The following is a 26,037-nucleotide window of genomic DNA, read 5'->3' as shown; positions in this document are numbered from 1 at the left end:
CTCACACAGGTAAACGTAGTAGTCGGAATCCGAAATCAAACTCTTAAAAACCATGGTTTACACTTTCTATAAATTTTTTTCGTCCAAGTAACATAAAAATATCCGTTAATCAGTTCTCTTTCTGCTCAATTTCTAATAATTGATAAAGCAACCGCTTCAGCAACTCGAATTCCATCGATACCGGCAGACCAAATACCACCGGCGTAACCTGCTCCTTCACCCGCTGGATATAAGCCTTCAACATTGACACTTTCGTAGTCTTTATTGCGTTTAATGCATATTGGCGACGAAGTACGAGTTTCAACCCCTGTCAATAATCCATCTGCTTTGGCAAAGCCTTTTATTTGGCGATTAAACGCAGGAATGGCTTCACGAATAGACTCAGTAACAAAATCCGGTACTACTTTAGATAAATCGGTCAACGTGACACCTGGAGTATAAGAAGGTTTTACTTCGCCCAATTCTGAACTGGGTTTACCAGCTAAAAAATCACCGATTAGTTGTGCAGGAGCATGATAATTTTCACCGCCTATGGAGAAGGCTAAATCTTCTAACTTGCGTTGCAGTTCGATACCGGCAAGTGGATGTTCGGGATAATCTTGCTCAGGAGTAATGCCAACCACAATGGCACTATTAGCATTACGTTCATGGCGCGAATATTGACTCATGCCATTGGTAACGACGCGGTTTGGTTCAGAAGCGGCCGCAACTACAGTACCGCCGGGGCACATACAAAAACTGTAAACCGAGCGGCCGTTTTTACAGTGGTGCACTAATTTATAATCTGCAGCACCTAGTATCGGGTTACCCGCATTTTCACCAAATCGACATTTATCGATCATGCTTTGTTCGTGTTCGATTCTAAAACCTACCGAAAAAGGCTTAGATTCAATGTATACACCCTGTTCGTAAAGTGCGGTAAAAGTATCTCTGGCACTATGACCTATGGCTAGAATAACGTGGCTACAACTAAGGTATTGATTATCGGATAGGTGTAACCCTTTCAATTTGTAGCCTTCGTTTTGAGGCTCTAAATCTAGCTTTTCAACACGGGTGCTAAAGCGGAACTCTCCACCTAAGGCAATAATTTTTTCGCGCATTTTTTCAACCATATTGACCAATTTAAATGTGCCTATATGGGGCTTACTGACGTACATTATCTCTTCTGGCGCGCCGGCTGCCACAAACTCATGCAGTACTTTACGTCCGTAATGTTTACGGTCCTTCACCTGACTATACAATTTACCATCAGAGAAAGTGCCTGCACCGCCTTCTCCAAACTGTACGTTGGATTCCGGGTTGAGTGGCTTTTTGCGCCAAAAACCAAAGGTGTCTTTGGTGCGTTCGCGTACTTCTTTTCCACGTTCTAGAATGATCGGTTTGAATCCCATTTGCGCTAAAATCAAGGCAGAAAATAAACCGCATGGACCTAAACCCACTACAACTGGCCTGTTATTTAGATTATCAGGTGCTTGGGCTACAAATTTATATTGCATATCCGGTGTAATGCGTACTTGGGGATCGCGTTCAAATTGCGTGAGTAATTCGCTTTGGTTTTCTACCTCAACATCTAAGGTATAAATAAGTTGAATATCTTTGTTGTTGCGCGCGTCATAACCCCGTTTAAACAAATTGAAGGAGAGCAATTGACTTGGGCTTATATTGAGCTTACTTAATATCGCATGCTCTATTGCTTGTTCTTCATGGTTTAGGGGTAATTTGATATCTGTCAAACGCAACATAATAAACGTACTCTTTAAATTGCCGGACAGCCTTTCTGTCAGGGCGCGCTATTTTAAATCAGCTAGCTTTTGATAGATAGCTTGCATCAGCAGATCACTAAAGAAACTTGTTTTTTAGGTGTGCTTCTTTAAACTTGTCGGCATAATTTTTTTAACCTAAATAACTTCGATGACCTTTGTAGTAACAGACAATTGCATTAAATGTAAATACACGGATTGTGTTGCTGTTTGTCCGGTAGATGCTTTTTTTGAAGGGCCTAACTTTTTGGTTATCGATCCGGTTATCTGCATTGATTGTGCGTTGTGTGTACCTGAATGCCCGGCCGACGCGATTTTTCAAGATACGGAATTGCCGGAAGATCAGGCTTCCTACCTGGAAATTAATGCGGAGTTATGTCAAGAGTGGCCAAATATTACCGAGTTAAAAGCGCCGCCTGAGGACGCAGATAAGTGGAATGGTGTAGCAGATAAGCTGGCGTTATTAGAACGTTAGTGCTTGAAGCCTTTTGCAACTATGTAGACTTCTCTTGAACGTGGACGAGATGCGTCGGGCTTCCGTATAACCACTTTATTAAACGAACTACGTACATCTTTTAAATATTCTTCATAACCTACACCCTGAAACACTTTTGCGCAAAAATTGCCGCCGGGTTTTAGTACATTGCGGGCCATATCCAGTGCTAATTCAACTAAGTACATTGAACTGTATTGATCGGTCGCATTCACGCCACTGATATTCGGTGCCATGTCTGAGACTACTACGTCGACTTTTTCATTGTCTAATTCTGCAACAATTTGGTCGTAAACTGATTCTTCGGTAAAGTCACCTTGTATAAAGGTCACATCTATAATCGAGTCCATGGGTAAAATATCAGAAGCAATCACCCGGCCTTTTTTACCCACCATAGGTGCCACTATTTGCGACCAGCCGCCAGGAGCCGACCCCAAATCCATCACAATATTGCCTGGGCGAATTAGCTTATCTTTTTCGTTAATTTCGATAAGTTTATAGCTGGCACGCGAACGGTAGCCGTCAACTTGTGCTTTTTTAACGTAAGGATCATTAACGTGTTCATCCAGCCATTTTTTGCTGGTTTTAGAGCGTGCCATAAAGTTATTCTGCTATATTTTCTGGATTAATCGGCGCCTATTGTAAGCTTGCAAACGGGTTTTGCAAATTTACTGACAACTAAAAAAGGAATATTAATGTCTAATTTTATAAGTTTAATGATTATTACCTGACTTGAAATATCTGAAGCGTTACAATCAAAATTATTGCTTCGTGTTAACTTAATTCAGCTTCAGGAAACTAAATGGCTAACATTGTCGTGCTAAATCTTCACATTCTTCGTAATTACAAAGGTAAGTAACAATGAAATTGGATGATGTTAAGAAGCTTCACCAAAAGAAGTATCGTGAACAATTTGGACATTATTTAGTTGAAGGTGAACATTTAGTTTTAGAGCTACAAAAAGCCGCCAAGACACAGCCCAACCTGAAAAATATCACTTTATATATCACCGAGGAATATCAAGATTGGATTAGTCAATCTGATTTGGATTGTACGCAAGTTGTGGTCAACAAAAAACAAATGGCTCAACTAAGTGATACAAAAACTCCTCAAGGCATAATTGCGTGTGTGCCATTGCCAAAAATAAATGAAGTTAAGGCTTTAAATCAAAATGAACGTTGTATTTACCTGCATGAAGTGCAAGACCCGGGTAATTTAGGTACTGTTTTAAGAAGCTTAGCTTGGTTTGGAAACTTTCGATTATTACTCAGTCCTAATAGCGTTGATCCATTTAATCCAAAAGTAGTTCGCGCCAGTATGGGAGCTATTTTTCATGTACCAATTGAACAAAATGTGATGCTAAAAGACCTGCAATCCCGCTTTTCCCGCTTTGCTTATTTAGACATGCAAGGTAAACAGATTAACTCTTCGGAGTTTGCTAGTTATGAATGTTATTTATTTGGCAATGAAGCGCGCGGCGTACCAAAAGATGCTTTGCAAGCATTCAATGCTGATGCTTTTACAATTGCTGGCAGTGGTAAAATCGACTCCCTCAATCTAGCCAGTGCAGTGAATATATGCGTGTATCAGTTGTCGTCATCATGAAGACTTTTCTGTAATTTAATCCGCCACTATCAAAATAATAGATCAGTGAAAAAGTGCATGCCGCTGTTTAACAATACTAAAAGTACAAAGTATTGGGTGATAAACAAAAAAACACCCAGCTTATTTCTATCTTCTGAATCTTGTTGCCCATTGATTTGACTAAATAATTTTTCTAAATAGTTAGGTAACACAATAGCGGGTTTTAATACGTTAGCGCAAGGTTTGTACAAGTCGGAATCACGAAAAACAGCTCGACTGACGGCGTGGTTGGCAATGTTTAAGTCATTTAGTATGAGTGTTTTTATTTTTTTCGGCCACGCAATAGATCCAACTTTTGCAGCAAGCGAACGTAAGTTATCAAATCGTTTACAGCGAATGAATTCATATAACAATATGCTTTGATATTGTTGTTTATTAAGCTGTTCTTTGAATTCTTCAGACATCACTATTTGGGGTTTAAAAACGCCAATATTGAGCAACACTGGAAACTCTGTATGTACGACTTTTAAATAGCTATGCTGAGGCAAGCTTTCGTTGTCTTGTAAAAAGAACATCAATTTTTTCAGACTATTATTTAGAGATTTATGTTGTCCAAAAAACAGCAGGGTAACAACTCCCACAAAAGCACTAGTCAGAGATATCAAAACAAGATAATAATTATCTGTTGCAAACACACTTGGGACGTGAGGAGAGCATAGCTGATCATGGCAGTGGACATATAAATTAGGGATATTAAAAAAGCTAGGAAGTAAAAATGCAAACACGCAAACCAGCGTTAACAACGGTGTGCTTAGGCTAATGAGAAGGAGAATGATTGCTCGTAATTTAGCTGAACAATTTATTAATAAAGGCCTTAAAGCGAGATAAATGCCGCTGTAGAGTATGGAAACTACAGCAAAGCATATAACGCTGATGCATAGTAGATTCGCAAAGACTAAAAGGTTATTGGTCGTCTCAATCATACCGTTGACTTGTTGTGCTGTTTAAACACGTTTAGTAATTTCGAGGTTAAGTCTGAATCTAGATCTTGAAGGTATTCGATGATGCCCGATAACATTATCGATTCATCCCCTTGACCCATTTCATCTCTAATTTCTGATATTAAACTGCTAATGACCTGCTTTTTAGAATAACGTGGCAGATATATATAAGCTTTTCCTACTTTTTTGCGTGACAGCAAATTTTTGCGCCATAAACGTTCAATTGTGCTTTGAATCGTATTTAGGCTGACGGGGCATTCACCTCCGCTTTGCTTTTCCATTAACTCAGAAATGTCTATGGCGCTTAAACCAGATTCATCTTCTCCCCAAAATAGATTTAAGGTTTGAATTTCTCTTTTACCTAGTACCGGAGGAACTAAATCTGTTTTCTGTTTAGTTCCAAAGCCTAATCGAGTTTTAACTGAATTATACATTTTTGCACCGAGACCTTATCGGTTGTTTTAGGTTGTTATTTAATAAACGTCTCAAAGGCGAAATTGGATGCTGAAAAATGTGTAAAACACGAAGTCAACTTAAAGAAATGGACAGAACGCAAATTATAAATGCAGAAATGAAAGCAAAACGTCGGGTTGTAATTCCCTCTATGCTAACCGCGCTTAGCGTGTTTAGTTCTCAACTTTATTCTCACACACTTGAAAATAAACAAGCAGTTGACGCTGATCAGGCAATTGAAAAAGTAGAAGTACAAGGTCGAGAGCAGAATTTGGTTGGCAAAGCCATATCCGCATCTGAGGGAGTAATAGGCGAAGAAGAAATTGCTACGCGTCCATTATTTCGAAGCGGAGAATTACTCGAATTTGTGCCCGGCATGGTTGTGACACAACACAGTGGTTCAGGTAAATCAAATCAGTATTTTTTACGCGGATTTAATTTAGATCATGGTACTGATTTCGCCACTTCTATTGATGGTATGCCGATTAATATGCGCTCACATGGTCATGGACAAGGTTACACCGATTTAAACTTTATTATTCCTGAAACAGTGAGATCGCTGACATATCGAAAAGGTGCTTATTATGCCGATGTGGGTGATTTTAGTGGTGCTGGAAGTGCTGCATTTTCGACTAGTCAAAAGCTACAAGCGTTAAACTTGACTGCAACTGTAGGGGAGTATGGATATCAAAGATTTGTTGCGACTTCTGGTATTCAAGCAGGCGAAGGAATACTTAACTTTGCACTAGAAACTAATTTCTATGACGGGCCATGGACCGATATTCAAGAGGATGTGCAAAAAACGAATCTATTCACTAAATACAGTATCGATGTTGCTGGCGGTCAATTGAGCTTAAGCTTCATGGGATACGAAAATAGCTGGAATAGCGCAGATCAAATACCTGAACGTGCAGTTTTAAATGGCACGATTGATGAGTTTGGTTCACTTGATGATACCTTGGGTGGCGAAACGAGCCGCTATAGCGTTAACTTACAATGGCAAAACGAACATTTATCCGCTGCGTTTTATGCTATCGATTATGATTTAAATCTTTGGTCAAACTTCACCTATTTCTTAGATGATCCAGTTAATGGTGATCAATTTGAACAGGTAGACGACAGAAAAATTTATGGTGGACACCTAAAGTACACTCAACATGCGAATTGGAATGGCAGAAATGTGACCAATACTTGGGGTGTGCAAGCCAGATATGACGATATTGACGAAGTGGGTTTGAATAAAAGCCAAGCGCGTCAACGTCTAGGTTCAATTCGAACAGATGCAGTGAAAGAGGGCAGTATTGGCATCTTTTGGGATAATCAGTTTGATTGGACCAATCAATTTAGAACCACTATTGGCATTCGCGGAGATTATTACCACTTTGATGTTGAAAGTTTAGTAGATGAAAATATTAATGGGGTTGATTTAAGCAATAATCGAGGTACGCAACATGACCAAAATATTTCTTTAAAAGCCAGCGGAATATATACCTTTAGTGAGACTTTGGAGGGATATATTTCTATCGGTCAAGGGTTTCACTCGAATGATGCTCGCGGCACGATTAACCAAGTTGACCCTAACTCAGGGGAAACGATTCAAGCGGTTGATCCGGTAGTTGACTCGTTGGGGTACGAAGTTGGATTACGCGCAAACTTGTTTGATAGCCTTAACGCATCTATCGCATTTTGGTCCCTTAATTTAGATAGTGAATTACTGTTTGTTGGGGATGCAGGCAATACCGAGCCAAGTTTTCGTTCGAAAAGGCATGGGCTAGAATTTACTAGCTTTTATCGATTTGCTGAAAATTGGACGCTTGATTTTGAATATGCTTATGCTGATGCTAGTTTTGTAGATTTACCGTCTAATCAAGATGAAATTCCCGGTGCAATTAAACATGTTTTACAAATGGGAGTTGCGCTGGCACCTGCAAATGGTTGGTTTGGCGCTGCTCGTTTTCGATATTTTGGCGAGCGCCCTTTGGTTGAAGATGGCAGCGTTAATGCAGACAGTTCGCAATTGGTAAATGTAAATCTAGGTTATCAATTTACGAATAATCTAATAGTAAAAATTGATGTCATGAATGCATTTGATAGCCGTGATCATGATATTGATTATTTCTATGCCAGTCGTTTAGCGAATGAGCCCGCGACGTCTGAAACAGAAGATCTCCATTATCACGTGTTAGAGCCTCGTAGTGTGAGGTTGTCTTTGACCTATGCATTTTAAATTGACTTAAACCGCAATTGTGCTGTTCGAAATCGTTACTGGCGCGGCTAATTTAACTAATCCGCGCCTGATTCAATTGTTTCAGGCATGGTGCGATTGCGGCCATTTTCTTTTGCTTGGTATAAATAATTGTCGGCAGCGCTGATCGCTTTATCGATACTCATTTGTTGACTGACTTCTTTCACGCCAATACTCAAGGTGATATTGAATGTTTTTTGGGCATACGTAAATTCATGTTTAGCGACTTTTTTGCGTATTTTTTCCGCCAGAATATGTGCTTCATTACCTGTTGTTTCAGGCAATAAAAATAAAAATTCTTCGCCGCCCCAGCGAGAGATTTTATCTTGTTTGCGCAATGTATTGGTAAACAAATCTGCTAATGCTTTTAGCGCGTAATCGCCCCCTTCATGCCCATGTATATCATTGATTTTTTTGAAATGATCTATGTCACACAACAATAAAGACATACTTTTTTGACTGCGTTGGGCGCGATTAAATTCGTGATGCAAATAGTCTCCCATTGCTCTGCGATTAGGCAGTTGAGTTAAAGGATCGTGCATCGCTTGTTGCTCAAATTGATCACTCAATGTTTGAATAAATCGAATGAACCTTTGCCGTGAGAATTCATAAAAACCAAATAACAAAGTGACGGTTAAAAACGAATAAATTAATCGAGATTTAAATTCGTAGGAGTAAACCGCATTTATGAACATGTCATTTGGATAGAACAACATACCGCTAACCAAAATAATGAACAATCCAATGTTGATTAGACCTTTACGTAAGCCTCCGAAGAAAAATGCGACCGGCGGTAGTATATAAATCCACAATGGACCTGTATTCGCATATCCACCTGAATAAACTAAATAAAGCATTAAAAATAATAAACTTACAAATACAATGCGAGTGGATATTTTGTAGGTATTTTTGATGCTTTTCACGCGGTGAATTTGATGGGCAAGAAAAAACAACAAACTGGCGCTAAATAACGATATAGCCAATAAAGTATTTGCATTAAGTATAGCGCCAACCGCTAAGGCAAACGTGATCGTATAGCCGATAAAAGAGAATAAATTGGATACAAAAATTTGTTGATTATCTTCTCGATCTCTACTTCCATTTGTACCTATATCTAAATAGGCCAACATCCATTTACGTAGTTTATTAAACATTAGTTTTTAATTGATTCCATGTTTTTAACCAGCTCTTTGCTTAGTTCTGGTAATAAGAGTCTAAGTTGTTTAACTGAATGGGGAAAACCATTTTCCTTCAATGGCAACTCATACTTAAAATTAAATACACGTTTTGATAAATCATTATTCGTCTTACTGTCATAAAACCAATATTGACCTGACATTACAACGCTAGATTGATGAGTAGGCAAAAAGTGGGAGATACTCAATCCCATTTTTAAATCCGGTTGTTCATCGTTCACAGTGTCAGATGTATAAAAATACCCCTGCGATGAATGTAAGTTAAGATCATTTAACAGTGATTTTAATAGACTGGACTGCAGAGGCTGTGCCCAAAAGTGATGTTTGGAGTAATAAATTTGATGACCTTCGAGTTGCATACATAAATTTGTTTGATTTAAATAATCGGCTAATTCAAAGGTATCAATTTTTATTTTAATAGGGCGTTGATCTACCGAAATAGGTGTTATCGTTGTGGTTGCATCGTCTAATAAATAATAATTCACATTCGTTGTTAAATCAGTTGCGCAGCCAGATATCAGCATAGTGAATAAGGTTAAACCAATGAGTTTTTTGACCATTATTTATCTCCTTCATTCATATAAAACGCTTTGGGCTCTAATTCAGGCGCAGTTCCGTCATTGAAAATTAAACTATTCGGTTTCTGGTTTAATTGCTGAAGTAATGGCGTTAATTGTTCCAAAGTGGCCTGAAATCTTTGCATTGTGGTGATTAATTCTTGATTGGTTTTTGAGCCTGCTGAATAGTCGTTTAGCAATCTTGTTAACGACTCTGCTGCCTTATTGATATTTTGACTTGTATGCTGATCTTGAATATCGACTAACAATGCATCGAGTGTTTTAACTGTATCTTGCAAAGTTACGGCTGTAACATTAAATGTATGCATTAATTGCGTGGCTTCATTAGACATTTCCGCAAAAGGTATCGAATTGATGTTGTCCAAAACACCACTGACTTTTTGAGTTATTTGGGCAAATTCACCTGACGTTGTTGGAATGACGTTATAGCCTAAAAATGTATCTAGTGGTTCTGGCTCTACATCTTTATAGTGCTGTAAATCGACAAATAAACCGCCGGTAACAATATTTCCAATTTTAAGGGTTGCTCTGAGTCCCTGTTCAACACCTAATAAGGTCTGCTTTTTAACTGTTTCTACACCAATGCGATCATCAGGTTGTTGCATTCGACTCGGTTGAATGCTGATTAGGATAGGAATGGCAAACTCGTCTACCAGCATGTCGTTTTCAGAAGCTCCTGGTAGGTTAATTTCTATCACTTTACCAATTTCAAGTCCACGGTACTCAACAGGCGCACCTACAGATAGACCGCGGATACTGTCTTTAATTAACAATACAAAATTGACACCTAATTTGTAGCGCTTATTCGATGCGCTGTCATAGTCCTTATAAATATCGAAAGAGGCATGTTTAGTCACGAGTTTACCGGCAGACATTCCTTCAGGAATGCCAAATGTAACCCCATTGGTTAGCATAGTCTCAACGCTTCCGGTTTTTACTTCGATACCGTTAGCCGCAAGCTCCATACTAATTCCGCTGGAATTCCAAAACTTTGTATTATCGGTAATTAACTTATGATACGGGGCTTCAATAAACGCGTTGTATGACACTATGCGTTTGTCGATATTGAACTGCATATCTTCGAATTCGCCGACTTTTAAACCTTTATAAATTATCGGATCACCAGTCTTAAATGAAAACTCTTCGTCGCTATTTAATGTAATTTGCAAGCCGGGAGTTCCTGCTGCCGTTGCTGGCGGGTTTTCTAACGCCACAAATTCTGAACTTTGTTGCCCTTCTTGACTCGGCTCTAAAGTGATATATGGACCTGACAAAAGCGTACTCAATCCAGATACTCCACTAAGCGAAACGCGTGGACGAACTAACCAAAATTTACTTTTTTCTCGCAATAAAGTGACTGCACTTGGTTTCATTCTAGCGGTAACGATAACACCACTTAAATCGGGTTTAAGTTCAACTTTTTTTACTACGCCAATCTCAACGTCTTTGGTTTTGATTTTCGTTTTCTCGGCTTCAATGCCAGAAGCTGATATGAATTCAATATCAATTAAAGGACCCTGGTTTGCCCATTGATAATAAATCATCCACAAGCCAATGGATAAGGCTACTATTGGCACAATCCAAAACTTTGAGAGCCTATTATTGGATTCTATTTCTGCCGTTTGAGCGTTTTCTTGAGAGGGCTTATTGTTTGTCATTTTGTGCGTCCGTATTGCTCCAGATTAATCGGGGATCGAATGACATTGCTGCTAGCATTGTCAATATTACAACACTGCAAAACGCAAGTGCCGCGGGACCAGGAAGCACACTCATTGTGTTACCTAGTTGAATTAAGCTTACTAAAACAGCGACCACAAACACGTCAACCATGGACCATCTGCCGATAAATTCAGTCAATCTGTAACAGAATATACGTTCACTTTGCCTTTTAACAGTGCCTTTTTGAACGCTATAGTTGAGCCAAACTAAAATCACTATTTTGCCTACGGGAACCACAATACTGGCGATAAATATAATCAAGGCGATGGGGTAGGATTTACTCTGCCACAAAACAACAACGCCACCTAATATCGTGCTAGGTTCATTTGTTCCAAGAAATTTAGTATGCATTATTGGTAAGGTATTGGCGGGAATATAAAGTAATATCGATGTTAGCAATAATGCCCACGTACGCTGGATACTTTCAGATTTAGATAGATGCTTGTGAGGCGGCTTTGTTTTAGTAATGGTGGTATACAACTGATGTTTATCCATCGAAAGCATAGTGGCTACCATGCAGATAGTAAAACCAATATAGGCGTAAAACGACAGGCCAATGCTCACATCGGCTAATGAACTAATTTTTATTAGACTCACTAACACGCCAATCAAAAAAATCTCAGCCATACTCCAAGGGATTAGGGCGAAAACGATGTCGAGTGCGAATTTTGAAAAACGCGCATTGTGCTGTTTTTTGTTAGCCCATAAAACTAACAAGATCCCAATCAAGACGATGGCCGGCACGACAACAATTGACAACAACTGTATCACTGCTAGAAACAGGTAGTCATTTGTAATTAATACGTCTAAGCCAGAAATAATCCCAATCGCATGTTCCTGTCCATTGGCACTAAATCCTAAAAAGTTAAATGGCATTGCCATTAATAGAAAAACCAATGCACTAGTAGCAAATATAGCAATTCTTTGCTGAGCGTCATTTACGTGTCTGAATAAAACTTTGCCACAACATGGGCATTTAGCTTTTTGTCGGTGTGCTAAACGGGGAATTTCGACCTTTGTATCACATTCATGGCAGTTTACATTTCCGCTGTGTATGGGGTCAGACAAGCTTGGAGGCATCTCAGTTGTGCTCACTATTGCTAGTATTCTGATGTAAACTTTCAACAAATACGGCTAGGCTTTTATCCATTTCCAGTTCAGTCGTAGCCCAAGAACATACACTGACTCTAATAATATCACGCCCCATCCATTTTGCACCGCCGCACCAAGTTATGCCTGAATTTTGAATATGTTTAAGCACGTTTTTGGTTATTTCATTAGTGCCACAAGCAAGTATCACCTGATTAAAAACAACGTCGTTTAGCACTTCAAACCCAGACTTCTGTGCTTGTTGTGCAAAATATTTGGCATGTTGATGCAACAGCGAAACTAACTCAGCGATGCCGCTTTTTCCCAAAAATGCCAAACAAGACCAAAGCTCTATGCCGCGGGCTCGGCGTGACATGTCAGGAGTGTAAATCATGCTGTCTCGCGCTTCACTGGTTTGAATGTATGACCCTTGTTGATGTAAAGCATGAGTTAGGGCAGCGGGATCTGAACAGAGAATGACACCACAATCGTATGGCGTATTTAAGGTTTTGTGTCCATCGACAGACCATGAATTGGCCAAGTTTATACCTTTAGTTAACGTGGAAAATTGCGTTGACGCAGCGGCCCATAATCCAAATGCACCATCGATATGCACCCAAGCTTCGGCCTTTTTTGCTATCGGTATGATGCGGGCAAAATCGTCAAATGCACCACTACACACGTTGCCTGCTTGCAATACCATGATACAAGTGTTGTCTAGCTCAGGTATTTTTTCAATCCGCATTCGACCTTGTTCATCACAATCTACCCATTCTATTTGTTGTTGCCCAAACCCAAGTAGATTGAGCATTTTAATCACGGTACCGTGAGTTTGTTTTCCTAAAATGATACGTAGAGTGGGGGCTCCAAATAATCCTTGTTCAGATATATCCCAGTTTAAATTGCTTAGCAGTCGATACCGAGCGGCGGCTAAGCCACACAAACTCGCTACCGATGTTCCCCCTACTAACCCAGCCACAGTCTCATCGGGTAATGCAAAAAGTTGTTTTAACCATTGTTGGCAAATACTTTCTAACTTGGCAGCGACAGGGGACATCACATGTAACGCAGCATTTTGATCCCAAATATCAGCTAGCCATTTGGCAGCTAGTCCGATTGGCAATGCGCCACCGTTTACAAAACCATAATAACGGCCCCCAGAATAACGCACGGTATTTTGTCCACCTAGTTCCGCTAACTGTTTTATAATTTGAACACCATCGCCTACGTTTTCAGGTAAGTCTCCATCAAAACCAGTCAATAAATCCAAACTTTCATCACTGGGAAATACGTTTTTTTGCTCTGCATCTTCTAAGTACGTAAACGCACTGGTGCTAGCAAGCTTTAAAAGTTCACAAGAACGTGTTTGTTCGAGCATATGAATTTGTAGTTTGGACATGGGCCAGCTTGTTTGTGATTATTATTTAATACGTTATCACTAAATGTGATGTTTTTTCAGAAAAATATAAGCATAAAAAAAGCCATCTTGACGATGGCTTCTTAAAAACTTTTTAGGCAAATATTTTGTTCTAATAGTTTGCGTTGCCTGGTGAGCGAGGGAAGGGAATTACGTCACGTACGTTCTGCATACCAGTAACATAAGCCACTAAACGTTCAAAACCTAACCCGAACCCAGAGTGTGGCACAGTGCCATAACGACGTAAATCACGATACCAAGCGTAATCTTCTTTATCTAATCCCATCTCTTCTAATCTGCGATCAAATACATCTAAGCGCTCTTCACGTTGTGAGCCACCAATAATTTCGCCAATGCCTGGCGCTAACACATCCATGGCGGCTACTGTTTTACCATCATCGTTAATACGCATGTAAAACGCTTTAATATCTTTGGGATAATTTTGCATGATAATAGGAGCACCAACATGCTCTTCAGCCAGATAGCGTTCATGTTCAGAGGAAAGATCGACACCCCAATCCACCGGAAATTCGAATTTTTTACCGCAGTTCTGCAGCACGTCAATCGCATCGGTGTAATCCATGCGCACGAAATCTTGTGAGATTACTTTTTCGAGACGGTTCTTAACATCTTTATTGATGTGCTGAGCAAAAAACGCCATATCATCAGCGCGTTCGTCTAAAACGGCTTTGAATACGTATTTTAAAAGATCTTCCGCTAGTTGAGCTACGTCAGACAATTCAGCAAAAGCGACCTCAGGCTCAATCATCCAAAACTCAGCTAAGTGTCTGCTAGTATTAGAGTTTTCTGCTCTAAAAGTAGGGCCAAAGGTGTACACTTTTGACATCGCAGTACAATAGGTTTCGACATTTAACTGCCCAGAAACGGTTAAGTAGGTTTCTTTGCCGAAAAAATCTTGTGAATAATCTACATCGCCTTTGTCAGTTTTAGGTACATTCATCATATCTAGAGTGGATACTCTGAACATTTCGCCTGCACCTTCAGTATCGCTGGCGGTGAGGATAGGAGTACTGATCCAAAAATACCCTTTTTCGTGAAAAAAGCGATGAATAGCCTGTGACAAACAGTTGCGCACGCGTGTTACCGCACCTATAACATTGGTTCTTGCTCGTAAGTGAGCGTGTTCGCGAAGGTATTCAATGCTATGACGCTTAGCTGACATCGGGTAGGTATCAGGATTTTCAACCCATCCTAATATTTCAATGTTTGACGCTTCAATTTCTACCGCCTGACCTTGACCTTGAGATGCTTTTACTTCACCTGTTACTGCAATTGAGCAACCTGTAGTAAGGCGCTGGATATCTGCATAATTTTGCATGGTATTCAGGGCAATGACTTGAATTGCGTCAAAACAACTTCCATCGTGCAAATTTATAAAAGACAAACCCGCTTTGGAATCTCTACGAGTTCTAACCCATCCTTTTAAAACCAGCGTTTCTCCAATTGAGTATTTGCCAGTTAAAACGTCAACCACTGGGGCGTGCGCCATTGATATTCTCCACTACAGCAGGACAAACCTGCAAAATTTTTGATTACAAACTAAAATACGATAAACAACTAGGATTAAACACACCTAGTAGAAATCAATTTATTGCTCTACAGTAACGAAAGCTATTTAATAAAATTGACACTCGATTCAGCCGTTTAAATAAGGTGTGTAATCTTACTTAGCTAAACGACAGACTCAAGTAAAAATAGGCGTAAAATAACGAATATGTCTGAACAATCCTCTTGGCACGGCGAAAATCGTCGAATAACACCGCGTAGTCACGATAAATTTTACCAAATTGTATTGGCATTGAATATTGTTGCTTGGTTGATTTTTGTCGCATCCTTGATAGTTTTTCATTACGCACGTCCAGAATTGATCTCGGGTGTACAAGAATATTGGGGAGTAACTGGTCGCGAAGATTGGTCAATGTCATTAAGTATTTACTTAATTTTGCTGTTAGGTTTATGCACTGTGATGAGTATATTTGTACTTTTTATGCGCCGTTTTAGAACCCGACGTCAAAATGATTATTTCGGCATTAACGTTGTTATCTTACTTGCAATAAGTATCACAGTGCTGATTTGGATTTTATCAGATTTATAACCGCTATCTAATTTAAGGTTTGTAGACTAATTGCGATTGCCGCAGTTAACTGCGTTAATTCTGCAGACTCAATAATGTACGGCGGCATGATGTAAATAAGTTTACCAAAAGGGCGGATCCATACACCGTTATCGACAAACACACGTTGCAAGGCCGCAACATTAACCGCTTTTTTACACTCCACAACGCCAATCGCACCAAGCACCCTAACGTCTTCTACTGCTACATGATCTCTTAAGGGTAATAACTGCTGTTTAAGTTGTTTTTCAATTTGTTTAACTTGTTCTTGCCAAAGATTTTGTTCAAGAAGTTGTAAACTGGCGTTTGCCACTGCACAAGCTAATGGATTTCCCATATAAGTTGGGCCATGCATAAATACACCGGGCTCTGAGGCACACACACCCAAAGCCACATCTTCTGTACACAAGGTGGCGGCTAAAGTCATATATCCACCGGTTAGTGCCTTTCCTACACACATAATGTCAGGGCTGATGTTTGCATGCTCACAGGCAAATAACTTTCCTGTTCGGCCAAATCCAGTGGCAATTTCATCGCAAATTAATAAGATATTGTGTTCGTCGCATAACTGGCGACAGCGATGTAAGTACTCTGGATGATAAATTCGCATCCCACCTGCACCTTGCACTATGGGTTCTAAAATAACCGCAGCTACTTCGTTTTTGTGGGCCAGAATTAAGTCTTCGAGTGGGCCGATATCATCTTCATTCCAGGTTTGATCGAAACGTGTTTGCGGGGCGGGTGCAAATATTTGTGAAGCAAGCACCTGATTAAATAAACTGTGCATGCCATTGACCGGGTCACAAACTGACATGGCTGCGAAGGTATCGCCGTGATATCCGTTACGCGGTGAAATAAAGCGATGTTTTTCGGGGGCTCCCTGACAAGCCCAATATTGTAAAGCCATTTTCATGGCAACTTCGACAGCAACCGAGCCAGAGTCTGCTAGAAATACTCGCTCTAAGCCTTGGGGGGATATATCGATTAGCCTTCTGCAAAGGTCGATTGCAGGTTTGTGAGTTATTCCACCAAACATCACATGGGACATTTTTTCTAATTGTTGTTTAGCCGCCAAGTTCAAATGTGGGTGATTGTATCCATGTACCGTAGCCCACCAAGAGGACATACCATCCACTAAAGATTCCCCATCTTTAAGTTTGAGGTGAACGCCCTCAGCAGATTCTACTTCATAACATGGCAAAGGGTTGATGGCTGAAGTATAAGGATGCCAAATGTGTTTTTGGTCAAATTCGAGATCTGATAGCTGTGAATTGTTCAAAAAATGCTCGCTTGTAAATCTTGCTGTCTGGTAAGAGTTGACAATGTTTAAGTCGGCTTTAGACTAAGCCAACAGAATTCGATAGTAAAGGACCAAATATGGCGACGCCAGCAGATTTTTCAGGTGCAGCAGCAATAAGACATGACTGGACATTAGATGAAGTAAACGCATTATTTGCAATGCCTTTTAACGACCTGCTTTTCCAAGCTCAATGTGTTCATCGTCAGCATTTTGACCCTAATTACGTGCAAGTTAGTACCTTGCTGTCGATTAAAACCGGTGCATGCCCAGAAGATTGTAAATATTGTCCTCAAAGCGCGCGTTACGACACTGGGCTTGAAAAAGAGCGATTATTAGAAATAGAAAAAGTAATCCAGCGCGCTAAAGAAGCAGTAGCAACGGGTTCTACACGGTTTTGTATGGGCGCGGCTTGGCGAAATCCCAAAGAGCGTGATATGCCTTATGTCTTAGAAATGGTTAAAGAGGTGAAAAAGTTAGGCCTCGAAACCTGCATGACATTGGGTATGTTAACCCGTGACCAAGCGATTGCATTAAAGCAAGCGGGCTTAGACTACTACAATCACAATTTGGACACGTCACCTGAATACTATGGCGATATAATTACGACTCGTACTTATCAAGACCGATTAGATACGCTGCAAAACGTGCGTGACGCTGGTATGCATGTTTGTTCAGGCGGTATTGTTGGAATGGGGGAAGAAGCAGACGACCGCTCAGGTTTATTGATGCAATTGGCAAATTTGGAACACCATCCTGAAAGTGTGCCAATTAACATGTTAGTGAAGGTTAAAGGTACGCCGCTTGATGACGTCGAAGATTTAGATTCGTTTGAATTTATCCGCACAATTGCAGTCGCACGTATTTTGATGCCGAAATCGTTTGTGCGCTTGTCTGCCGGTCGAGAAGCTATGAATGAACAGATGCAAGCTATGTGTTTTATGGCTGGTGCAAACTCAATTTTTTATGGTTGTAAGCTGCTAACAACTTCAAACCCCGATACCCATGAAGATGTGATGTTATTCAAAAAACTGGGCATTAATTCTAAGCAAACGCGTGAATATTCAGACGAAGCGCATGCTGCGGCGTTAATGGAAGAAATTCAAGCTGGTGAAGCCGAAGAAGCTGGTAACGAATTATTTTATGATGCCAGTAAACCCGCAGCCGCAGTACCAGAAACGACCAACTAGCCAGTGGCTTTTGCTTATTTACAAGAAGCATTAAAACGTCGAAAACAAGATGGATTATTGCGCCAACGGCAAGTTGTAGACTCATCCGCTGGCGCTATGATTACAGTGGACGGGCAACATTATCTGAATTTTTCTGGTAATGATTATCTTGGACAACGGCAAAATTTGGCCGTAATGCAAGCTTGGGTCGAAGGTATTTCGGAATATGGCGTTGGCAGCGGAGCTTCGCCTTTAGTGACGGGACACACTCGAGCTCATCAACAACTAGAAGAGTATATTGCTAGTGGTTTAAAGCGGGAATCAGCATTGTTGTTTAACTCTGGATTTGCTGCTAACCAAGCAATTTGTCAGGCCTTGGCCACTAAGCACCTGAGTATCGTATCTGACAAACTTATGCATGCATCTTTTGTCGAAGCTGCTATGCATTGTGACGCTGTTTATAAGCGATTTAGACACAATGATATGGCCCATTTAACCAATTTGTTGGCTGATAAAAAGGACCCGCGAGATCAACCAACTGAAATAAATCAAGATTTACTCATTGCTACTGAAGGGATATTCAGTATGGATGGAGATGCCGGCGAGTTAACCCAATTAAAATTAATCGCTCAACAACATGATGCTTGGTTGATGGTTGACGATGCTCACGGTATGGGCGTATTGGGAAAACAAGGGTTAGGAAGCATTGAAGCATTAAACCTTAGTCAAGATAATGTGCCCGTTGTGATGGGGACCTTTGGTAAGGGCATTGGCACTGCCGGTGCTTTTGTGGCGGGTTCGCAAATTCTTATTGATTACATGCTCAACTTTGCCAAACATTATGTATATAGCACAGCAATGCCGCCAGCCATGGCAATGGCAACTTTTGCTAGTTTTCAATCTTTAGCAGATGGCCAGATGCAAGCACAGTTAACGCAGCGAATTTCTCAATTTCGTCACTTATGTTCCCAAGTTGGTCTACCCATTGCTGAATCAACTAGTGCAATTCAACCGATCGTGATCGGTGATCCGGACATTTGTACTAAAATTAGCACTGAGTTAAAACGTCTAGGCTTATGGGTCGCGGCAATTCGCTCTCCGACTGTGCCTAAAGGTACCGATAGACTTCGTATTACACTTGCCGCAAATCATACGCAAACTGATATAGAAGCGCTTGTAGATGCACTTCTTATTGTTCTTAGGCGATTTCAGGTAGTCATAAATGAGTGAGTTAGTATTGGATAAAAAACGCCGTATTGCTTATCAATTTAGTCAGTCAGCGCATCGCTATGACAATATTGCTCAAGTCCAATTAGACATAGGTTTTGATGCCATCCAACAAGTGCAACCTAATGCAACGGGGAAACTACTTGATATTGGCTGTGGGACAGGACGGTTAACGCGAATGTTAGCGCCTAAATTCCAACATACTTATGGTATTGATTTAGCGGAAGGGATGATAAATCATGCCCAGCAATGCATTGGCCAAGAACATGACCAACACAATATTGACTACCGCGTCGCTGATGCAGAAGCACTGCCATTTTTAGATAACCAATTTGATACCGTGTTTTCTTGCATGGCATTGCAATGGTGTTCGCCCATTAGCCAAAGCCTACAAGAAGCATTTCGGGTGTTAGTTGAAGAAGGAAACGCCGTAATTGCAATATTAACGGATGGTTCTATGGCGCAATTACACGCTACCTGGCAAAAAATTGATTCAGTACCAAGAGTTAATCACTTTATTTCTCATCAAGAACTCGTTGACGCGGCACAACGCATTGGATTTGATGTGTCTCATCAGCAAAAATCTTATACAACTTGGCATAAAGGTGCGGTTGAATTACTCAATAGTATTCGTCATATAGGTGCGAATGTTGTGTCTAAAACCGGCAATCACGCTAGATTTGCAAGAAATACATTAGCAGAGTTTGAACGTGCGTATCAGCAAGATTTTGCGGAACAGGATTTATTGCCTTTGACTTACAATGTAAGTTTTTTGAAGTTACATAAAAAGAGAATGAAATAGCTAAATGAAAAACTCTGTATTTATAACCGGGACAGATACGGATGCGGGTAAAACAGTAACTGCTAAAGCGATATTGCAAATTGCTGCTCAACGAGGATTAAGCACCGTTGGTTTTAAACCGATTTCCGCAGGCTGTAGCGAGACTGCAAATGGTCTCAGGAACGAAGATGCGCTGAGCTTGCAAAGTGCGAGCAGTATAAACGTCACGTATGACGAAGTTAACCCGGTGGCGTTCGCTGATCCGGTTGCACCACATTTGGCTGCGCTAAGAACAAAGCAAAAAATAAACGTTGAACAAATCACCAGTGCATATCTTCATTTAAATTCCTACAACGCAGACTTATTGTTAACCGAAGGAGCAGGGGGTTGGCGTTTGCCTTTAGGTCAAGGGCAGTTTTTATCCGACTTTGTTATCCAGCACAAAATACCGGTTATTTTGGTTGTGGGTTTAAAACTAGGGTGTTTGAATCATGCGCTTCTAACTTACCAAGCAATCATTGCAGATGGTGTAGAAGTGATAGGCTGGGTGGCTAACCAAATAGACGAGCAAATGTTATATTTGCAAGACAATATTGATAGCCTAAAAGAACTCATTCCAGCCCCGTGTCTCGGTGTAGTGCCTCGTTTAAACAATATAGAGCAAGCGCAAGACTTTTTAACCCTCGATGTTTTGTTTAAGTAAATAACTTAAATCGGCGTTTACGGGGATTATTTGATGACCGTTGCCATTAAATACGATGCCTTCGAGATCACCAACTAAGCGCAGTTCTTGATTTTCTAGCAACAAACCACTGCCTTCTCTGATCCCAACGACTGGAGTATCTGGATTCAAGATACAAAACTCTGCGATACGTTGTGCTCTGGTTTCACCATTGTGACCAGGTGGTTGGTAGTCACTGTAGTGTGGATTAATTTGAAAGGGGACAAACCCTAAAGCAGAAAATGATTGTGGTTGGATAATTGGCATATCATTAGTGGTTTTAATGCTCAATCCACAAATATTCGAACCGGCACTCCAGCCAATGTACGGCATACCATGGTTAACCGCATTATTGATTGGCTCGATAAGACGATTTATCTGTAATTCATGCAGCAAATTAAATGTATTTCCACCGCCGACTATGACCGCACTTGCTTGTTTAATCGCATCTATTGGATTAGAACAAGTATGAATGCCTTGGATGCTAATTTCAGGCAACGCTTCCTGTACTTTTTGTGTGTATAGGTCCCAACTCATTGAAACGCCAGCATAAGGAATGAAAATTGCGCTTTTGATTTCTCCTAAGAACGGCAAAATTGAGTTCTTAGCAGTGGCTAAATAATCTTCGTTACCCACTTTTGAACTGCTTAACATTAAAACACGCTTGTTAGACATTTTTTTCCTATGAATTGAATTTAACGCTAGACGCGCTCTGATACCTAGATAGAATAGTAAACAAAGCATAAGAGATTCAGGAATAGGAAACAACTCGAATGACTGACACAATTCGCTCTGTACTGTTTGTATGTTTGGGCAATATTTGTCGTTCTCCTAGCGCTGAGGCGGTGTTTAGACACAAGGCCGAAGAAAAAGGATTGCTGCTAAAAATCGATTCTGCTGGCACTCAGGGGTATCACACTGGAGCGAGTCCAGACGAGCGTTCTGTAGAGGCGGGTAGTGCTCGAGGTTACAATTTTGATGGTATAACTTGCCGTAAAGTCACCAAGCAAGATTTTTCAGATTTTGATTTGATAATTGCGATGGATGAAATGAATTTGCGTGGTTTGCAAAGTGAATGTCCCGAACAATATCAGGATAAGATCAAATTATTTATGTCTTTTTCAGGATTGGACGATGACATCATTCCTGACCCTTATTATGGTGGCAAAAAAGGATTTGAATACGTTTTGGATTTAATCGAAGCCTCTGCTGATGGTTTAGTTGAACATATTTCCGCGTTATTAGTTTTAGAAGAATAACGATATCCAGCGTTTCAGTAGTTTCATACGAATAAAGTTTTATACTGGTAGCCTAGATATACCGGTATAATGCAACGTTATAGTCCATAGATGAATAGGTTAGCGCTTATTGACATTGTACTATGTGAACGAACTAGGTTAACTTCCCCCATAATTTTATTTACTACAGATTAACCCTGTATTTTTTTGACTGTATTTGAGGAACGCCCGTGAGCCAATGGCAACCTGACAGCTGGAGGTCTAAACCTATCCAGCAACAACCCACTTATCAAGACCAAGCACTATTAAAAGAAGTTGAAGCCAAACTTCATAGTTATCCGCCTTTGGTATTTGCAGAAGAAACTCGTCAGTTGTATAAGCAATTAGGTGATGTTGCCGAGGGGAGAGGTTTTCTTTTACAAGGTGGCGATTGCGCTGAGTCTTTTGATGAATTTAACGCGCCGAAGATCCGCGATACGTTTAAAGTTATTCTGCAAATGGCGATTGTTTTAACGTTTGCAGGTAAATGCCCAGTAACTAAAGTAGCTAGAATGGCAGGGCAATATGCGAAGCCTCGTTCTGCGGATATGGAAACAATTAATGGTGTTTCGCTGCCAAGTTATCGCGGCGACATTATTAATAGTTTTGAATTTACCGAAAAATCGAGAATGCCAGATCCAAATCGGATGTTAGAAGCGTACCATCGTGGAGCATCTACTTTAAATTTATTGCGCGCATTTGCACAAGGTGGCTTAGCAGATTTACATCAGGTTAATCGTTGGAATATGACGTTTGTTGAAAACAATCCACTACGTGATCGTTATCAAGATATCGCCAACCGATTACAAGAAACCCTTGAGTTTATGGATGTAATTGGTATCAACAACCTCAATAATGCAACTTTACATGAGACTAACCTGTTCACATCTCACGAAGCATTGTTATTAAACTATGAACAAGCGTTAACTCGGATAGATACACTGACCGGCAAACCATATAACTGTTCAGCACACATGGTGTGGATTGGTGAGCGAACTCGTCAATTAGATCATGCGCATGTTGAATTCTTCCGTGGTATTCATAATCCAATTGGTGTCAAAATTGGCCCGACTATGCAAGAAGACGAACTGATAAAGTTAATCGATACTTTAAATCCAGATAACAGTGCTGGACGTCTTACTTTCATCACTCGCATGGGAGCTGATAAATTAGAACAAAACCTACCTAAATTATTGCGTCGCGTGAAATCTGAGGGACGGAAAGTCGTTTGGAGCTCTGATCCTATGCATGGCAACACGAAAAAAGCGTCTAGCGGCTACAAAACGCGAAACTTTGATGACATTCTTAGTGAAATTAAACAATTCTTTGCCGCACATGCAGCAGAAGGGACTCATCCAGGTGGTATTCATTTAGAAATGACAGGTCAACACGTGACTGAGTGTACGGGTGGGGCTTATCAAATCAGTGATGATGATCTGGCTCAAGCCTACAAAACTCAGTGTGATCCGCGTTTAAATGCTGATCAAGTGTTAGAAATGGCGTTTTTAGTGGCCGATCATTTAAAATCTGGTAAATAAACTGAGCAAAGAAATTTAGCTCTCGTTAATAATTTCAGATAGAGTTAATGCAAACTATAAAACCAGTTGTGAAAACAACTGGTTTTTTTTTGTGTTTATTCGCCATCAGTTCAAGTGACTTCCGATGCGTTTGTGGTAGCCTTGCTATAAAATAATTATGTAAACCTTAGTAAAATGAAAACGTTAATCGATCTTAGTCATACTATTGAAAATGGATTAGTCACATACAAAGGGCTCCCTGCTCCGATCATATGTGATTACATCAGTCGCGAGGCGTCTAAGGCGGTATACGCAGAAGGAACCAGTTTTCAAATTGGTAAAATTGACATGTGTTCCAACACCGGGACATACATTGATTCGCCATTTCACCGTTATGAATCAGGCAAGGATCTTTCAGAGCTTAATCTGGATGCTGTTGCGCAACTAGAAGCTATTAAAATTACAGTTCCTGAAAATCAGCATGCAATAGATGAGGCATACTTTAAAAATCAATCAGTTAACGGCAAGGCTGTATTAATCCAAACTAATTGGTCACGGCATTGGAATACAGAATCATACTATGAGAATCATCCTTTTTTGACCGAATCCGCTGCTTTGTATTTACGTGATCAAGGCGCTGTTTTAGTTGGCATAGATAGCCATAATATTGATGATACCCGTGGCAATCAAAGACCTGTTCACAGTATTCTACTTGGGGCTGACATCCTCATTGTCGAACATATGTGTAATTTACAATCTTTACCAACTGATAATTTTCACTTCTATGCTGTTCCGGTCAAAGTTAAAGGGTTCGGTACATTTCCAGTAAGAGCTTTTGCACAATTAAAAGCCTAGGGATGGCACAACTTTCTTAAGACGCAATTGTAGCGCTAGCGGCACGGCTTCATTAAATAGACTGCTAATAACTACATTAAAGGGAAATAACTGTATGAAAACGACCATTAAATGGATTATCTATACTTTGTTAGCAATGGGCATAATCGCCGTTGTTAGCTGGTGGTCGATTGGACCTGACAGGCGTGCTCTGCTTATCGAACTTCCAAAAAATAACGATGTGCTTTTCTGGACGCAAAAACAGCGAGATGTAGGGTTTCGCGTATTAGATCAGTTTTCTTGGTTAGTGAATACCCGCGAAATTTTACCAAGCAACAAGGTAAAAGAATTGGCTGTTGGGGATGAGTTAGTCATCAATGATGACGTTGATAGGTTTTTTACAGAGCAACGTTTGTCGGGAGCGATAATACTGCATAAAGGCAAGATTAGGTTTGAGAGATACAGTCTTGGACATTCTCCAGACGCACGCTGGACAAGTTTTTCAGTGGCTAAATCATTCACCTCAAGTCTTGTAGGTATTGCTCTTAAAGAAGGACATATAGAAAGTCTAAACGATAGTGTTTCGAAGTATATTATTGGTTTAAAAGGTTCAGCATATGATGATGTCACCATTGAACAATTGCTTACTATGACATCAGGCGTTGATTGGAATGAGGACTATTATGATCCAAACTCTGACGTTGCTATGTTTAACTCTCATCAGGCAGAAAATGGTTTGCCAACTATCGTTAGTTACATGCGCAACCTAAAAAGAGCTAATCCTCCCGGTGAAAAATGGCATTATTCTACAGGTGAAACAAATTTAATTGGCATTTTGGTAGAACGAGCAACCGGACGCAACTTAAGCGACTATCTTACTGAAAAGATATGGCAACCATATGGAATGGAAAATAAAGCAACTTGGGTCTTGGGCGCTGATGGTAATGAAATCTCAGGCTGTTGTATTCAGGCCAGTTTAAGAGACTTTGCTCGTTATGGTTTGTTCATATTAGATGGAGGGCGGATAGAAGGGCAGTCAATCTTGCCGAATGATTGGATAAGCAAAGCGACGTCTAGTCAAACCGACATTGGAACAGACGATGGTAGAGGTTACGGTTATCAATGGTGGACATTTGAAGATGGAAGTTTTACAGCGCGGGGAATTTTTGGACAGACCATTTTTATTGATCCAAAAAGAGAGCTAGTTATAGCTTTTAATGGTAATTGGCCAACAGCAACTGATGCTGATTTAGACCGAAAACGTTTCACATTTATTGATAGCGTTCAAAGCGCGATTGATTTGCAACAAAATCCTTGATTCGAGACTTGGTGCTCAGCGCAGTTGATTTACTACGTCAGTCTGGGTCTAATATCGCAGCAATAAACAGAGCACAGTGAATATCAATCCAAGCCACCTTGGCAAGGTACATAGTTTAGCGCTCTAAACTTATGCATGGGATTTGCTATGAGGGCCTGCACAATTCCACTAAATAAGCGAAGCGAATGAGATATCAATTTACCTCAAGATTAGACGATTTAATGGGG

Annotated in this window: 24 protein-coding genes; 12 read left to right on the top strand and 12 right to left on the bottom strand. The window is 40.3% G+C overall.

The annotated features are described in order from the left end of the window. Positions 1–125 precede the first annotated feature (125 nt). Positions 126–1,742: an NAD(P)/FAD-dependent oxidoreductase gene (locus tag GLIP_RS01600; protein ID WP_008842798.1), complete on the bottom strand. Its 1,617-nt coding sequence runs from the start codon at positions 1,740–1,742 to the stop codon at positions 126–128. A 169-nt stretch (positions 1,743–1,911) separates the two neighbouring features. Between GLIP_RS01600 and fdxA the strand changes: the two genes are divergently transcribed. Beyond that, entirely contained in the window at positions 1,912–2,235 is a 324-nt protein-coding gene (gene fdxA / locus GLIP_RS01595) for a ferredoxin FdxA (protein WP_040521614.1), read from the top strand. Here the strand turns inward: fdxA and rlmE are convergent. Beyond that, complete coding sequence (rlmE, locus tag GLIP_RS01590; protein WP_008842795.1) at positions 2,232–2,852, bottom strand: 23S rRNA (uridine(2552)-2'-O)-methyltransferase RlmE; 621 nt, start codon at positions 2,850–2,852, stop codon at positions 2,232–2,234. The two genes, fdxA and rlmE, sit on opposite strands and share 4 nt — an antisense overlap. Before the next feature lie 262 nt (positions 2,853–3,114). On the opposite strand from rlmE, the gene GLIP_RS01585 reads away from it, so the two are divergent. After that, complete coding sequence (locus GLIP_RS01585; RefSeq protein ID WP_008842794.1) at positions 3,115–3,858, top strand: TrmH family RNA methyltransferase; 744 nt, start codon at positions 3,115–3,117, stop codon at positions 3,856–3,858. 29 nt (positions 3,859–3,887) lie between these two features. Here the strand turns inward: GLIP_RS01585 and GLIP_RS01580 are convergent, their stop codons facing one another. Both GLIP_RS01580 and GLIP_RS01575 read right to left on the bottom strand, forming a co-directional pair. Then, positions 3,888–4,412, bottom strand: coding sequence for a hypothetical protein (locus GLIP_RS01580; RefSeq protein ID WP_008842793.1), 525 nt, complete (start codon positions 4,410–4,412; stop codon positions 3,888–3,890). Between the two features lie 404 nt (positions 4,413–4,816). Then, on the bottom strand, positions 4,817–5,272 hold the full coding sequence (locus tag GLIP_RS01575) for a BlaI/MecI/CopY family transcriptional regulator (RefSeq protein WP_008842792.1): 456 nt from the start codon (positions 5,270–5,272) through the stop codon (positions 4,817–4,819). A 77-nt stretch (positions 5,273–5,349) separates the two neighbouring features. Here GLIP_RS01575 and GLIP_RS01570 point away from each other — a divergent pair, with 77 nt between their 5' ends. Next, on the top strand, positions 5,350–7,518 hold the full coding sequence (locus tag GLIP_RS01570; protein WP_008842791.1) for a TonB-dependent receptor: 2,169 nt from the start codon (positions 5,350–5,352) through the stop codon (positions 7,516–7,518). A gap of 56 nt (positions 7,519–7,574) precedes the next feature. On the opposite strand, the gene GLIP_RS01565 is transcribed toward GLIP_RS01570, so the two are convergent. From GLIP_RS01565 to asnS, 6 genes are all read right to left on the bottom strand, one after another. Further along, positions 7,575–8,690, bottom strand: a complete 1,116-nt coding sequence (locus tag GLIP_RS01565; RefSeq protein ID WP_008842790.1) for a GGDEF domain-containing protein — start codon at positions 8,688–8,690, stop codon at positions 7,575–7,577. Next, positions 8,690–9,292: a PqiC family protein gene (locus tag GLIP_RS01560; protein WP_008842789.1), complete on the bottom strand. Its 603-nt coding sequence runs from the start codon at positions 9,290–9,292 to the stop codon at positions 8,690–8,692. Before GLIP_RS01560 ends, GLIP_RS01565 begins: the two co-directional genes overlap by 1 nt. Then, the gene (pqiB, locus tag GLIP_RS01555; RefSeq protein WP_008842788.1) at positions 9,292–10,968 is read right to left on the bottom strand and encodes an intermembrane transport protein PqiB; all 1,677 of its coding nucleotides are present in this window, start codon (positions 10,966–10,968) and stop codon (positions 9,292–9,294) included. The genes GLIP_RS01560 and pqiB overlap by 1 nt, the downstream gene beginning before the upstream one ends. After that, positions 10,955–12,109 carry a paraquat-inducible protein A gene (locus tag GLIP_RS01550; RefSeq protein ID WP_008842787.1) on the bottom strand — a complete coding sequence of 385 codons (1,155 nt, stop codon included), beginning with the start codon at positions 12,107–12,109 and terminating at the stop codon, positions 10,955–10,957. The genes pqiB and GLIP_RS01550 overlap by 14 nt, the downstream gene beginning before the upstream one ends. A 1-nt stretch (position 12,110) precedes the next feature. Next, the gene (locus GLIP_RS01545) at positions 12,111–13,517 is read right to left on the bottom strand and encodes a pyridoxal phosphate-dependent decarboxylase family protein (RefSeq protein ID WP_008842786.1); all 1,407 of its coding nucleotides are present in this window, start codon (positions 13,515–13,517) and stop codon (positions 12,111–12,113) included. A 130-nt stretch (positions 13,518–13,647) separates the two neighbouring features. Further along, positions 13,648–15,045: an asparagine--tRNA ligase gene (gene asnS / locus GLIP_RS01540; RefSeq protein ID WP_008842785.1), complete on the bottom strand. Its 1,398-nt coding sequence runs from the start codon at positions 15,043–15,045 to the stop codon at positions 13,648–13,650. A 225-nt stretch (positions 15,046–15,270) separates the two neighbouring features. Between asnS and GLIP_RS01535 the strand changes: the two genes are divergently transcribed. Then, positions 15,271–15,651, top strand: a complete 381-nt coding sequence (locus GLIP_RS01535; protein WP_008842783.1) for a hypothetical protein — start codon at positions 15,271–15,273, stop codon at positions 15,649–15,651. A gap of 7 nt (positions 15,652–15,658) precedes the next feature. Here the strand turns inward: GLIP_RS01535 and bioA are convergent, their stop codons facing one another. Further along, the gene (bioA, locus tag GLIP_RS01530) at positions 15,659–16,948 is read right to left on the bottom strand and encodes an adenosylmethionine--8-amino-7-oxononanoate transaminase (RefSeq protein WP_008842782.1); all 1,290 of its coding nucleotides are present in this window, start codon (positions 16,946–16,948) and stop codon (positions 15,659–15,661) included. A 98-nt stretch (positions 16,949–17,046) separates the two neighbouring features. On the opposite strand from bioA, the gene bioB reads away from it, so the two are divergent. Genes bioB through bioD form a run of 4 tightly spaced genes read left to right on the top strand, consistent with a single transcriptional unit; the run spans position 17,047 to position 20,846 of the window. Further along, positions 17,047–18,156: a biotin synthase BioB gene (gene bioB, locus GLIP_RS01525; RefSeq protein ID WP_008842781.1), complete on the top strand. Its 1,110-nt coding sequence runs from the start codon at positions 17,047–17,049 to the stop codon at positions 18,154–18,156. Positions 18,157–18,159: 3 nt separating this feature from the next. Next, positions 18,160–19,365, top strand: coding sequence for an 8-amino-7-oxononanoate synthase (locus GLIP_RS01520; protein ID WP_008842780.1), 1,206 nt, complete (start codon positions 18,160–18,162; stop codon positions 19,363–19,365). After that, entirely contained in the window at positions 19,358–20,164 is an 807-nt protein-coding gene (locus GLIP_RS01515) for a methyltransferase domain-containing protein (protein ID WP_008842779.1), read from the top strand. Before GLIP_RS01520 ends, GLIP_RS01515 begins: the two co-directional genes overlap by 8 nt. 4 nt (positions 20,165–20,168) lie before the next feature. Beyond that, positions 20,169–20,846, top strand: coding sequence for a dethiobiotin synthase (bioD, locus tag GLIP_RS01510; protein WP_008842778.1), 678 nt, complete (start codon positions 20,169–20,171; stop codon positions 20,844–20,846). On the opposite strand, the gene pepE is transcribed toward bioD, so the two are convergent. Next, positions 20,820–21,539 carry a dipeptidase PepE gene (pepE, locus tag GLIP_RS01505; protein WP_008842777.1) on the bottom strand — a complete coding sequence of 240 codons (720 nt, stop codon included), beginning with the start codon at positions 21,537–21,539 and terminating at the stop codon, positions 20,820–20,822. The genes bioD and pepE overlap by 27 nt on opposite strands. Before the next feature lie 98 nt (positions 21,540–21,637). Between pepE and GLIP_RS01500 the strand changes: the two genes are divergently transcribed. The 4 genes from GLIP_RS01500 (at position 21,638) to GLIP_RS01485 (ending at position 25,810) form a co-directional block, all read left to right on the top strand. Then, complete coding sequence (locus GLIP_RS01500) at positions 21,638–22,123, top strand: low molecular weight protein-tyrosine-phosphatase (protein WP_008842776.1); 486 nt, start codon at positions 21,638–21,640, stop codon at positions 22,121–22,123. Positions 22,124–22,332: 209 nt separating this feature from the next. Continuing rightward, positions 22,333–23,679: a class II 3-deoxy-7-phosphoheptulonate synthase gene (locus GLIP_RS01495; protein ID WP_008842775.1), complete on the top strand. Its 1,347-nt coding sequence runs from the start codon at positions 22,333–22,335 to the stop codon at positions 23,677–23,679. 174 nt (positions 23,680–23,853) lie between these two features. Continuing rightward, the gene (locus GLIP_RS01490; RefSeq protein ID WP_008842774.1) at positions 23,854–24,513 is read left to right on the top strand and encodes a cyclase family protein; all 660 of its coding nucleotides are present in this window, start codon (positions 23,854–23,856) and stop codon (positions 24,511–24,513) included. 94 nt (positions 24,514–24,607) lie between these two features. Next, positions 24,608–25,810, top strand: a complete 1,203-nt coding sequence (locus GLIP_RS01485; RefSeq protein ID WP_008842773.1) for a serine hydrolase domain-containing protein — start codon at positions 24,608–24,610, stop codon at positions 25,808–25,810. Positions 25,811–26,037 lie beyond the last annotated feature (227 nt).

It is taken from the genome of Aliiglaciecola lipolytica E3 (assembly GCF_000314975.1).
Taxonomy (GTDB): Bacteria; Pseudomonadota; Gammaproteobacteria; order Enterobacterales; family Alteromonadaceae; genus Aliiglaciecola; species Aliiglaciecola lipolytica.
This window is presented reverse-complemented; position numbering and strand designations above follow the sequence as displayed.

Bases quoted from the DNA above. Each gene is read 5' to 3' on its own strand.
- GLIP_RS01545 (WP_008842786.1), bottom strand. From the start codon at position 13,517: ATGTCCAAACTACAAATTCATATGCTCGAACAAACACGTTCTTGTGAA.
- GLIP_RS01600 (WP_008842798.1), bottom strand. From the start codon at position 1,742: ATGTTGCGTTTGACAGATATCAAATTACCCCTAAACCATGAAGAACAA.
- pepE (WP_008842777.1), bottom strand. From the start codon at position 21,539: ATGTCTAACAAGCGTGTTTTAATGTTAAGCAGTTCAAAAGTGGGTAAC.
- GLIP_RS01515 (WP_008842779.1), top strand. From the start codon at position 19,358: ATGAGTGAGTTAGTATTGGATAAAAAACGCCGTATTGCTTATCAATTT.
- GLIP_RS01585 (WP_008842794.1), top strand. From the start codon at position 3,115: ATGAAATTGGATGATGTTAAGAAGCTTCACCAAAAGAAGTATCGTGAA.
- GLIP_RS01500 (WP_008842776.1), top strand. From the start codon at position 21,638: ATGACTGACACAATTCGCTCTGTACTGTTTGTATGTTTGGGCAATATT.
- pqiB (WP_008842788.1), bottom strand. From the start codon at position 10,968: ATGACAAACAATAAGCCCTCTCAAGAAAACGCTCAAACGGCAGAAATA.
- GLIP_RS01570 (WP_008842791.1), top strand. From the start codon at position 5,350: ATGTGTAAAACACGAAGTCAACTTAAAGAAATGGACAGAACGCAAATT.
- GLIP_RS01535 (WP_008842783.1), top strand. From the start codon at position 15,271: ATGTCTGAACAATCCTCTTGGCACGGCGAAAATCGTCGAATAACACCG.
- GLIP_RS01550 (WP_008842787.1), bottom strand. From the start codon at position 12,109: ATGCCTCCAAGCTTGTCTGACCCCATACACAGCGGAAATGTAAACTGC.
- asnS (WP_008842785.1), bottom strand. From the start codon at position 15,045: ATGGCGCACGCCCCAGTGGTTGACGTTTTAACTGGCAAATACTCAATT.
- GLIP_RS01485 (WP_008842773.1), top strand. From the start codon at position 24,608: ATGAAAACGACCATTAAATGGATTATCTATACTTTGTTAGCAATGGGC.
- fdxA (WP_040521614.1), top strand. From the start codon at position 1,912: ATGACCTTTGTAGTAACAGACAATTGCATTAAATGTAAATACACGGAT.
- GLIP_RS01490 (WP_008842774.1), top strand. From the start codon at position 23,854: ATGAAAACGTTAATCGATCTTAGTCATACTATTGAAAATGGATTAGTC.
- GLIP_RS01575 (WP_008842792.1), bottom strand. From the start codon at position 5,272: ATGTATAATTCAGTTAAAACTCGATTAGGCTTTGGAACTAAACAGAAA.
- bioD (WP_008842778.1), top strand. From the start codon at position 20,169: ATGAAAAACTCTGTATTTATAACCGGGACAGATACGGATGCGGGTAAA.
- GLIP_RS01580 (WP_008842793.1), bottom strand. From the start codon at position 4,412: ATGTTCTTTTTACAAGACAACGAAAGCTTGCCTCAGCATAGCTATTTA.
- GLIP_RS01560 (WP_008842789.1), bottom strand. From the start codon at position 9,292: ATGGTCAAAAAACTCATTGGTTTAACCTTATTCACTATGCTGATATCT.
- bioB (WP_008842781.1), top strand. From the start codon at position 17,047: ATGGCGACGCCAGCAGATTTTTCAGGTGCAGCAGCAATAAGACATGAC.
- rlmE (WP_008842795.1), bottom strand. From the start codon at position 2,852: ATGGCACGCTCTAAAACCAGCAAAAAATGGCTGGATGAACACGTTAAT.
- GLIP_RS01565 (WP_008842790.1), bottom strand. From the start codon at position 8,690: ATGTTTAATAAACTACGTAAATGGATGTTGGCCTATTTAGATATAGGT.